This is a genomic window from Moorena sp. SIO3I6 (genome assembly GCF_010672095.1).
In genome coordinates this window covers 1-10,523 of record NZ_JAAHHU010000178.1, presented here as the reverse complement: position 1 = coordinate 10,523, position 10,523 = coordinate 1, and the positions used below count along the sequence as shown (strand labels likewise).

Annotated in this window: 13 protein-coding genes and 1 pseudogene; 7 read left to right on the top strand and 7 right to left on the bottom strand. The window is 42.4% G+C overall.

Annotated features, from left to right (window positions below; genetic code table 11):
* Positions 1–252: 252 nt before the first annotated feature.
* The 4 genes from F6K49_RS29965 to F6K49_RS29950 form a co-directional block, all read right to left on the bottom strand.
* Positions 253–492 (bottom strand): DUF4351 domain-containing protein, encoded by a 240-nt coding sequence (locus F6K49_RS29965; protein WP_293102446.1) that lies wholly within the window; start codon positions 490–492, stop codon positions 253–255.
* A gap of 72 nt (positions 493–564) precedes the next feature.
* Complete coding sequence (locus F6K49_RS29960; protein ID WP_293102443.1) at positions 565–1,428, bottom strand: DUF4351 domain-containing protein; 864 nt, start codon at positions 1,426–1,428, stop codon at positions 565–567.
* 133 nt (positions 1,429–1,561) lie between these two features.
* Positions 1,562–1,783, bottom strand: a complete 222-nt coding sequence (locus F6K49_RS29955; protein ID WP_293072215.1) for a hypothetical protein — start codon at positions 1,781–1,783, stop codon at positions 1,562–1,564.
* A gap of 129 nt (positions 1,784–1,912) precedes the next feature.
* Complete coding sequence (locus F6K49_RS29950) at positions 1,913–2,122, bottom strand: hypothetical protein (RefSeq protein ID WP_293102439.1); 210 nt, start codon at positions 2,120–2,122, stop codon at positions 1,913–1,915.
* Between the two features lie 199 nt (positions 2,123–2,321).
* On the opposite strand from F6K49_RS29950, the pseudogene F6K49_RS29945 reads away from it, so the two are divergent.
* Positions 2,322–2,438, top strand: a pseudogene (locus F6K49_RS29945) (DNA-binding protein); the annotation flags it as partial.
* Between the two features lie 5 nt (positions 2,439–2,443).
* On the opposite strand, the gene F6K49_RS29940 reads toward F6K49_RS29945, so the two are convergent.
* A complete protein-coding gene (locus F6K49_RS29940; protein ID WP_293102436.1) occupies positions 2,444–3,295 on the bottom strand; it encodes a hypothetical protein in 852 nt (283 codons plus the stop codon).
* A gap of 425 nt (positions 3,296–3,720) precedes the next feature.
* Between F6K49_RS29940 and F6K49_RS29935 the strand changes: the two genes are divergently transcribed.
* Positions 3,721–4,038 (top strand): hypothetical protein, encoded by a 318-nt coding sequence (locus F6K49_RS29935; RefSeq protein ID WP_293071986.1) that lies wholly within the window; start codon positions 3,721–3,723, stop codon positions 4,036–4,038.
* Positions 4,039–4,252: 214 nt separating this feature from the next.
* Here F6K49_RS29935 and F6K49_RS29930 read toward each other — a convergent pair whose 3' ends face one another.
* Positions 4,253–4,708, bottom strand: a complete 456-nt coding sequence (locus tag F6K49_RS29930) for a hypothetical protein (protein ID WP_293025225.1) — start codon at positions 4,706–4,708, stop codon at positions 4,253–4,255.
* Between F6K49_RS29930 and F6K49_RS29925 the strand changes: the two genes are divergently transcribed.
* The 3 genes from F6K49_RS29925 to F6K49_RS29915 all read left to right on the top strand — a co-directional run bounded on the left by F6K49_RS29925 (position 4,701) and on the right by F6K49_RS29915 (position 6,068).
* Complete coding sequence (locus F6K49_RS29925; RefSeq protein WP_293025227.1) at positions 4,701–5,153, top strand: helix-turn-helix domain-containing protein; 453 nt, start codon at positions 4,701–4,703, stop codon at positions 5,151–5,153. The two genes, F6K49_RS29930 and F6K49_RS29925, sit on opposite strands and share 8 nt — an antisense overlap.
* Before the next feature lie 340 nt (positions 5,154–5,493).
* Positions 5,494–5,730 carry a hypothetical protein gene (locus F6K49_RS29920; RefSeq protein WP_293025229.1) on the top strand — a complete coding sequence of 79 codons (237 nt, stop codon included), beginning with the start codon at positions 5,494–5,496 and terminating at the stop codon, positions 5,728–5,730.
* Positions 5,724–6,068, top strand: a complete 345-nt coding sequence (locus F6K49_RS29915; RefSeq protein WP_293025231.1) for a type II toxin-antitoxin system PemK/MazF family toxin — start codon at positions 5,724–5,726, stop codon at positions 6,066–6,068. Before F6K49_RS29920 ends, F6K49_RS29915 begins: the two co-directional genes overlap by 7 nt.
* A 186-nt stretch (positions 6,069–6,254) precedes the next feature.
* Here F6K49_RS29915 and polA read toward each other — a convergent pair whose 3' ends face one another.
* Positions 6,255–9,257 carry a DNA polymerase I gene (gene polA, locus F6K49_RS29910; RefSeq protein WP_365940153.1) on the bottom strand — a complete coding sequence of 1,001 codons (3,003 nt, stop codon included), beginning with the start codon at positions 9,255–9,257 and terminating at the stop codon, positions 6,255–6,257.
* A 398-nt stretch (positions 9,258–9,655) separates the two neighbouring features.
* Here polA and F6K49_RS29905 point away from each other — a divergent pair, with 398 nt between their 5' ends.
* Positions 9,656–9,922, top strand: coding sequence for a hypothetical protein (locus tag F6K49_RS29905; protein WP_293025233.1), 267 nt, complete (start codon positions 9,656–9,658; stop codon positions 9,920–9,922).
* Positions 9,923–10,338: 416 nt separating this feature from the next.
* Entirely contained in the window at positions 10,339–10,515 is a 177-nt protein-coding gene (locus F6K49_RS29900) for an NblA/ycf18 family protein (protein ID WP_293047843.1), read from the top strand.
* The last annotated feature ends 8 nt before the right edge of the window (positions 10,516–10,523 follow it).

Sequence of the window (10,523 nt, the reverse complement as noted above, 5' to 3'; positions counted from 1 at the left end):
CGGAGTGTTCAGGACTAGACGCTTTTACAATGACATCGCTTTCGCGACTAATCCATTGAAACTCAGCATCGAGTAACTGAGATGCCCGCACTTGGGAATTACCGGTTACCCATTGCACCCAAGCATTAGGAGCGAGACTGATTAGGCGTTTGCTACCAATATCTGCACGTTTTGTCATACAATTGATCCAATTAAGACTAATTATTGACTTACGCCCACCCCACGGTCGAAGTGGGGTGTGGCCTTATTTAATTAATTAGGCAAATTTTGACTAAACTCATCTAGGGAGTTAACGGTTAATGCTGTGGCCATCAACTCTTCTAATTGTTCGAGAGTTAAGGATTGAATTGAGACGGATATCTCTGAAGGAATCTCGGAAAATCGCAGTTTAAGGATGCGCTCTAAACTCCCTCGACGTTCTTGTTGGATGCCTCGAGCAACACCCTCTTGTAAAATCTCTTGATACCAGGGCGATTCTCGTAATACTGTCATATCCCACCTCATGATTTGTTGAATTCGAGGAAAACCCACCCCACGGTCGAAGTGGGGTGTGGTCTTATTTAATTAATTAGGCAAATTTTGACTAAACTCATCTAGGGAGTTAACGGTTAATGCTGTGGCCATCAACTCTTCTAATTGTTCGAGAGTTAAGGATTGAATTGAGACGGATATCTCGACAGGAATCTCTGAAAATCGCAGTTTAAGGATGCGCTCTAAACTGCCTCGACGTTCTTGTTGGATGCCTTGTTCAATGCCTTGAGCCACACCCTCTTGTAAAATCTCTTGATACCAGGGTGATTCTCGTAATACTGTCATATCCCACCTCATGATTTGTTGAATTAAGGGTATCTCTAAAACAAAGCTAGCAAAGAACGCTAAGAGCGGTTCTAGTTGATTCAAAGTTTGATCCGCCCGTAAAGCCTGCACGGCTGAGCGCAATTTCGATTCACTACCACCTCCAAATAAAATCGGTACAAATGGAAATAAGGGAGGCAAAGGTTGTCCTAATACTAATTCCGCCTCTACTTCCCACAGATTAATTACCCGATAATCTTGACGTGCCTTTAATCCCATGAATTCACTGTCGTAGCAATTTTCAATAGTAACCGTGGTTGGAGGTGGCAAGATGTTAATTAATACCGGATAAGCGGATAGGTTGTATTTATCCTCAGCTAAAGCCACATAATTGCGCATTCTCTGAGGCATCTTATGGTCATAGCGTAGTTGTAATTCATTGAGAATCAGAAATTCGGAGTGTTCAGGACTAGACGCTTTTACAATGACATCGCTTTCGCGACTAATCCATTGAAACTCAGCATCGAGTAACTGAGATGCCCGCACTTGGGAATTACCGGTTACCCATTGCACCCAAGCATTGGGTGCTAGACTGATTAAGCGTTTGCTACCAATATCTACAGGTTTTGCCATACAATACAATTGACCGAATCAAGATGAATGATTGACTTACACACACCCCACTTTGCAGGGCTGTTTATGGGGTTCAACTAAAATTTGATTAGTAAAGAGCTGGGCTTTTCAGACTTCCCAAACTTCCTGCTTCTTAAGATTCTTCGACTATAGACTCGCCCTCTATAGAATCGCCGTCTATAGGGTCTCCTAAATCGAAGATAATAATAAATTTTTCATCAGGCATCAGCCGTTTAAGAGCCTGCAAGTGACCCTCCGCATCAGAACGGTTCCGAAAACGACGAACAACCACCCGCTGCATCTTCGGCAATAACCTAATGAGCGCCCATGGATATAGGCGTTGAGAGTACGACATAAAATATTAGGTATCTCCTTAACTGGGGCTCCAGAGCCAGCCTGTAGCCGGGAGAAACTGTCGGCTGGCTCTTACCGTGGAACGTTTTAGCGCCCACGGTAATTTTATTATAACACAAATAATCTTTCATTATAACATTTTTTGAAAACTTTTGTAACAAATGTTGGGAGGAGGGAACAGGGAATAGGGAGCAGGGAACAGGGAATAGGGAGCAGGGAGCAGGGAGTAGGGAGTAGGGAGTAGTGGAGTGGGTAAAAATCCTGTGTTGTATATCAATATATAAATTAGTTTATAGAATAATTTATGGCTATGTGCGATGGGAGCTTCGAGGCGCTGCACGATTGACCTTGGCCTTTTGGCCAAGCTACGCGAACGGTCAAGTCCTTTGGAGCCGCTCCGCGAAAGCATTTCCCGATCGATCATAGTTATATGCGATCGCATTCCCGATTCCCAATTCCCAATTCCCGATTCCCGACTCCCGACTCCCGATTCCCGATTCCCGATTCCCGATTCCCGACTCCCGATTCCCGAAAATAATGGTCCGTGTAAGATTGTGTATCAGCCGGATAATCCACTCGATTGTGGTGCTCGTTTGTGGATTGAAACCTTCTGTGATATTCACTTTATTGGTGGTAGTTTTCCGGCTACTAGCTAAGTCTGTCAAGGGTTTTTATCGAATTCTTTTTGACAAGATTCTATATGATGATGCTTATTGTTATAAGCATATTGTAGAGGATACTTGCTAGAGTTAGAGATTTTATCCCAACTTATTCGATACCACTTCGATAAATTTATTGGGTCAACACTTTCGACCTGTGGTATAAAATCAAGGCCATAAGAAATTCCAGTTACATCTTCCAGTATATTACGCCGTACAACTCCTCTCAAACAAACTATATAATCACTGTGAAACCCATATTTTTTACCTAAAATAGTATTTCCTTGCTTCTGGAAAATCAGATATAGATTAGAACCTTTGTTCTGCTGGTAAAAATAGATGCCATCAGTAAAGCCTTCTACTCCAACTAATTGTCTCCACTTTTTTTCCCACTTAAGGATCCCATCTTGAGCTTTATTATAGACAGAGGTTGATGAAGGAATTTGTTTGGCCAAGTTAATGGCTAATTTATAATTTTCATCAACGGGTTTCAACTCCTGTTCCCGTAGCGTGGCCTTTTGGCCATCTTTTACCACTTTCTCTGCTTGAGCCAACTGTCCTTGAGCACACTGATTTAGAAAAGCTCGAGCATTATACGATTGGTGAGAAGTTTCAGGAATTTCTAGAGCTTTGTTCATACACTCGACAAAGTCTTTATTGATGATCAGGTCTTCCATAGTGTCCACAAATAGTTGCTCTTGATGAGATAGCCATTGCTGATAGCCAAAAATGACTCCCTCACCAGTAATGAAAAGTGTTGCAATACCGATTCCCATCCATAAAAAATTCTTAACTAAAGATCTAGGTGGATTCTCCGGGTTTACTAGCTTCTGATCTTGTTTGTAATTTTGCATCTGATGACTATAGTATTTATATGTCTAAAGATTCTAACCACTCCTCAAGTGATTGAAAAGGATCTGATCCCTTAAAGGCCATTCCTTACAACTTTAGATTTCCCTGCTCTTAGTACGGAAGAGCCATAATTATGAGGTACACAGGATTGTCTTCTCTCTTCCCTGCTCCGTCCGTAGCGTGTCCCACAGCCTTAGTCCCTGCTCCCTAAAAACCCAAAACGAAAGTACCTAACAGCAATTGTAAACCGCTGTATCCGCTATATATAGCGTAAGGTGCGTTTTAATTAACCGTACAAGTAGATTTGATCGGTAAGTTCTGGAGGAGATAAGTTTCTTCCCCCATTTTTTTTTGTCGCGCGGGAACAATCAATTACAAATCATGTCTGATTAAAGTGTGCGACTAACGATTTCAAGTTCTTAGTATTATGCTTAAAAATTTTTCGACTATTTTGTTGAGCAGTTCTTTAGCCTTTTCAATGATCGGGTTAGCACCTGTAAAAACACTCGCCGATGAAATCAATACACAGGAAGACCCATGTGGTGATAATATAGATTGCTTTGTTATAGAACAAGAAGGTGATTCCTGTTTTCTAAATTATTACTACAATGGTAGTCTCCATTCGAGCAAGAATATCAGCTGCCTAACTGATGAAGATACTATTGGTAGCGGTAATAGTGGAAACACAGACCCACTAGATCCTTGTAGTGTATGCAATAACCCAGATCTTTCAATTATGGAATAGTCGCTTACTCTGTGTGCCACATGAAAGCGTGCTGGTAATAATTTACTGTTAGCTAAACGGCTAGTACAGCAAGAGGGATTAGGTTTAAGTAAAGAAGCTGGTGAGCATACCCAATATGTAGATATCAGCCCTTTTATCTATTCCCTGTTTGCTGTGTTTAGCATTATGTTGAAACTATTGATAAATAAGGGGAATTTCTTGACATATATTAAAATCATTCCTTGATTGCGCAACCCCACAGCATCAGTATCCTCCTAGTAAAACAGATGCGATCGCACTCCATCAATGCAGCAATAGATGCGCCCGCCACCATGTTGAAGGTATAGGGATGGGCGAGTTTTGAAACTGGACTGTTAAAGGTTGCGTTCGGGTAGCGTGACCATTTGCGTAGCGCGGCCTTTTGGCCAAGGTCAATCCCGTAGCGTCTCCAGGGCGAGAATCGTGTACCACTCAAATCCCAACTCACCGCATCCACTATGGCGAGGGTAGCATGACAGGCAAATTTTGGAACCGGGAAACTGACGGTTGCGATCGCATCCACTGATCGTATCCTAAACTCTTCCGTTTCTTTCCGATTCCCGATTTCCGATTCCCGGAAATTGTCGATTTCTCTTTTTTCCTTTAAACTAGTATTATCGGAATAGTTAAGGGAGAGTCCACTGATGAACAAGTGCGTTGGAACTACTGAAGCAGCATCTCTATTAGGAATTTCATCTCGACGATTACGCCAACTCCTAGAGAAGGGTCGGGTGCGGGGTGCCTATAAAAGCGGGAAATTCTGGATTATTCCTCTGTTCAACCATTTGCCACAAATTACCAAAGGTAATCGTGGACCAAAGGGGAAATGGCGCACTAGTCGTCCCCCTGCTTTAGCGAAGATTAATGTCAACCGCAATCACATTGGCTCAAATATGAAGAAAAGCCCGAAAGACCGGAAGCCAGTGATTTCAGTAAAACGAAAGGGCACTAATCTCTACGGTAATGAGGTGGAAATCCTTGGTCCGTGTAAGATTGTGTATCAGCCAGATCAGCCATTGGATTGTGGTGCTCGTTTGTGGATTGAAACCTTCAGTGATATTCACTTTGTTGGTGGTAGTTTTCCAGCTAGTAGTTGAGGGGGTCAGGGGCTTAGCGAGGTCAGCTATCAGCGTCGAAGCGTGTAGCATGCTGTTCGCGTAGCGTGGCCAATGGCCAAGCACTTTTCTCCAAACTTTCAATTCTCATTAATCTGGAACTATTAAATTCTTTCGTTCTAGGTTTCTTTGAAGCTGACTGACCTAAAGTAGCGTGGCCTACGGTCAACGGCTGAGGGCTTAATGCTTAGGTTTTAACGTTTATTTATACCCACCTAGTTATAATTTAAATAACCTACTTAAATACATAATAGGCGGAGCTATTGCAATCTTGGTATAACCAAAGTATAATTAAGAAATAGGTCTTATTCCTAAGGTCACTATGAAAACCGCAATTTCACTTCCAGACTCAGTTTTTGAAGAGGCAGAAGCCCTTGCTAAAGAGATGGGCTTGTCACGTAGTGAACTCTACCTAAAAGCATTAAAAGCTTATCTTAAAAAGTACAATCGCCATGAAATTTTACACAAGCTGAATGAAGTCTACTATAAAGAGTCTTCTGAGCTAGATCCAGTGATGGCAAAGATACAGTTCATGTCTCTGCCTGATGATAAATGGTAATGTATCGTGGGGAAATTTGGTGGGCAAATCTGCCTGACCCAAAAGGTTCTGAACCAGGATATCGTCGTCCTGTGTTGATAATTCAAGATGATCTTTTTAATCAGAGCCCTATAAATACGGTTATCGTTGTAATAATTACCTCAAATACTCAGCTAGCAGAAGCCCCAGGCAACGTATTGTTGCCTAGCAAAGTATCAGGCTTATCTAGAGATTCTGTCGCTAATGTTTCTCAGATTTTCACAGTTGACAAAGTATTTCTAACTGAACGCATCGGCTCACTTCCAGACTATTTACAGGAGGAGGTAGATGATGGTTTGCGAATGGTTTTGTATCTCTAGCCACAAGCAGGGCAAACACTTCTAAATTCCAAAACCCTTATTCAGTAAAGATTTCATCATTAGACCGGGTAGTGTCAACTCTGAATTAGACTCGGTGGTGCGTTACGGTGCGGACTATTCCAACCCTGGCTGCGAGGATAAAAATAACCACAAGTCCGCCCCTAACGCACCCTACGCACTATTACCCTATTTCGCTTCCATCCAATTTTCCCCAGCATGTATTTCCACAACTAAAGGAACAGTCAACTTAACTGCTGATTCCATAGTTTCCCGAATTTTTACCTGCAATTCTTCCCATTCATCAGGGGGAATTTCAAAGATTAATTCATCATGGACTTGTAATAGCAACCGCGCCTGATATTTCTGTAACACTTGATACAAATTAACCATAGCAATTTTGATTATATCAGCGCTAGAGCCTTGGATTGGGGAATTAGCTGCTGCTCTTAATGATCCAGCATCATAGGGATTGATACCCTTAAGTTGATCGAGATCAATCTGATCAAGAGGCTTACCTTGTAGCTTTCTAAGACTGTTACCACCAAAGCTAAAGTAGCGACGGCGTCCGAGTATAGTTTCTACATAGCCTTGTGCGATCGCTTTTTTCTTGGTTTCCTCTAAATAAGCAAACACTAGAGGATAGCGTTGGTTCAATCGATCAATAAATTCTTTTCCTTCAGCTGCCGATACCTTAGCTTCCCGAGCAAACCGTTGTGCTCCCATGCCGTAAATTACGCCAAAATTAATTATTTTACCCAAGCGCCGCTCTTCAGCAGTAATGTCTTCTTTATCAAATAACATTTGCGCTGTCAAGGTATGGACATCGGCTTGAGTTTGGTAAGCCTCCACTAGCACTGGCTCTTGGCTCAAGTGGGCTAGGATTCGTAACTCAATTTGGGAATAGTCAGCGGATACCAACAGCCAACCGGATTCTGGAATAAAACCCTTCCGAATCTGGCGACTAAAATCAGTACGGATAGGAATATTTTGTAGATTAGGACTAGATGAAGATAGTCTACCAGTTGTGGTCACGGTCTGATTAAAATCCGTATGTACTCGTTTAGTATCGGAACGCATCAGTGCTGGTAACGCATCCACATAAGTAGATTTCAATTTAGATAAACTACGGTATTCCAAAACAGCATCTACTACTGGATGGTCTCCTTGTAATTTAGCTAAGATAGTAGCATCGGTAGAGTAACCAGTTTTGGTTTTACGAGACTTCCTACGATCTAACCCTAGTTTCTCAAACAGTAACTGACTCAGCTGTTTAGGGGAACCTAAATTAAATTCTTGTCCAGCATCTTGATAGGCTTGCTGTTTAATTGCCACTAAATCCTTTTCCAGCTGTTGAGAGAACTGTTCCAGATAATCCTTATCAATACTAATCCCCTGGTATTCCATCTCAGCTAATACTGGTTCGAGGGGTTGCTCTACATCTAGCAACAATTCCTGCAGAGCTGGAATTTTCGCCAATTCTTCTCGCAATTTAGAAACTATTCCGAAGGTGGTATAAGCATCCATCCCACAGTAATCGGCTACCGTGGGAATGTCTAAATCTCCGATAGTTTTCCCTTTCGGAACTAAGTCATCATAACTTTTTGCTTCTATTCCTAAATAGTGCAGCCCTAGGTCACTAAGTTTATGGCTAGTTTCGGGATTGAGTACATAACTCGCTAGCATGGTATCGAATACCACTCCTGCTAGCTTAATCCCGTTACAACGGAACACTAGTCGGTCAAATTTCGTATTTTGTAAGACTTTGGGATAATCTGAGCTTTCTAAAATTGGACGTAGGGATTCTAAGACTATATCCTTATCTAAATTAGTCCCATCTTTATGACCGATAGGAATATAAGCAACATCAGTAAGTTCTTTTCCCCAACAACAGCCAATCCCCACCAACTCAGCATCCCGTGGTTCCAAATCACTAGTTTCTGTATCCCAAGCTACAGGATTTCCAGCATCGGTATAGTATTTCAGCTGTTCAACTAATTGAGTCAGCTTGTCTACAGTATCGATAATTTGTGGTTGAATCGAACCAGTATTAGACCCTTGCTCTTGAAACTCTTCCGTTTCCGCTGCACTGAAAAAGGAAATACCCTGATCTTCCTGAGTATCAGTATTGCTATCAGTATTGCTATCAGTATCACTATCAGTATCACTATCAGTATCATTTGGGGCATCAGTTTGGATATCCTCTAGCACTACGCCACCAAAACGCTGCTGAAGTTTATCTATTTGACTGATAAATGACTTTAACTCTAACTTCTCCAATAGCGGTTTGAGCACTTGAGGATCAAATCCTTGGAGCTGACACTGCTCTAAATCAATATCGATAGGAGTATCAAATCGCAATTGAACCAAATAGCGAGCATGTTCTACATCTAACTTACCTACTTCCAGCTTTTTCTTAACGGCACCCTTAATAGTATCAAGGGAAGCATAAATATTATCCAGGGTTTGGTATTCTTTGAGTAACTTAACAGCAGTCTTTGCTCCGATGCCCTTCACTCCAGGAATATTATCGGATGGATCGCCACAGAGGGCTTTATAATCTACGACTTGAGAGGGTAAAACTCCCAATTTTGCTTCTACTTCTTCTAAGCCATATTCCGTTGGGCCAACTGTAGCACTCCCTCTCGCAAAGGCACCACTGAGATATAAAACGGTAATCCCTTTATCTGGAGCAACGAGTTGAAATAAATCGCGATCGCCAGATACAACTTTGACCCGATAGCCTTGATCAGTAGCTTGGTGAGCTAAAGTTGCTAATATATCATCAGCTTCATAACCAGGAGAGGTTATTACTGGGATTCTTAACCCTTGTAGTAACTGCTGGAGATTCTTTACATCTGGGAGGAAATCTTCTGGTGTTTCGGTGCGATTGGCTTTATAACTAGCATCGGCTTGTTGGCGAAAGGTGGCTTCTTTGGTATCGAAAGCAATTGCGATCGCATTCGGGTTTTCTGACTCCATTACCTCTAGCAAGGATTTAATGAAGCCAAAACAGACACTGGTCGGAATTCCCGTTTTGGTGCGTAATCCACCCTGACGACTTTTGGCAAAAGCAAAATAGGAGCGAAAAGCCAGAGAATGACCATCAATTAGGATCAGTAGCGGGGATGCTGCCATTGGGTCATCCTCAGGGACCGGGGGAGAGTTGTCAGAAGAAGTAGATTTGGGCATATCCCTATTGTAGCGGTATTGTAGGGATTGCTTGTTTGTTAGCAGCTAGGTAATTCCGGATTAACTAGCATTGACCAGGTAAGTAACTAAGGATGAATCGTTAGCTGTCTAGGGTCTAGGTCAAGTAGCTAATGGGATCTCAACTATAGTTAATTAACTACTATTCCGTTAGGGTGCTGGTTGTATCTCGGGGATGCGTTCGCTTCCTGAGCGTAGCGTGGCTCAAAGGCCAATCCCATCGACGAAGCCACTGACTCAACTGTATTCATTACAATATAGTCAATTAAATACTATACCGGTAGGGTGCTGGTTGTCTTATCGGCGTTGCGTCAGTCTTTGAATGAATATCAGTAGAGTGGGCATCCTGCCCGCCCGAAAATAAGGAGGAAACTGGCAAGATGCCAGTTCTACGCCTGATGCCAGTTCTACGCCTGATGCCAGTTCTACGCCTGATGCCAGTTCTACGCCTGATGCCAGTTCTACGCCTGATGCCAGTTCTACGCCTGATGCCAGTTCCACGCCTGATGCCGATTCCACGGCAAGATGCCTATTCTACAGGTGCGACCCAAGGGCGATTTACTCGCCACGAGGCGCGCACCTATTGTGTTTTATCGAGTATAAGAAGTAATTATATAGCACTATCATTCATAAACTCCGAAACGTGAGTCTAGCTGACTTCTGATACTAAGTTGCGGTCAAAGGTACAACTTTCTCTTCCGCGAATCTCTCCATCTCCCTATCTCCCCATCTCCCTATCTCCCTATCTCCCCATCTCCCTATCTCCCCATCTCCCTATCCAACTAATCTACTCTCTTTGAATGCAACTCGGTATGACTTCTGACTTCTGCTATACCGAATTCGACAGCATCAATCCTAGCCAGGGAACTTGCTAGAAATAGTCTAGGTCATATCTAACGTCATAATGGACCAAAACCTGGTCATTTTGTCAAATAATTGTTACGATTCTTCATGAAAGGTCAGATAGGTTAACGGTTGATACATTTACCGATACCTAGCCTGATCAAAACTAGGGCTGCTGTAGCCAGCCAAAACCCATGATTAGTTTTTAAGGAGCTCAACTATGTCTAAACCCGTAGAACTTTCCCTGGAACAAAAATTTAACCTGCGGTCCTTTGAAACTCAGGTCCAGAAAATGAGCCGTGAGCAAGCTCAGGAATTCCTAATCAAACTCTATGAGCAAATGATGATGCGTGAAACAATGTACAAAGAAGTCCTAAAACACGAGTGGGGATTATAGCTAAAGCC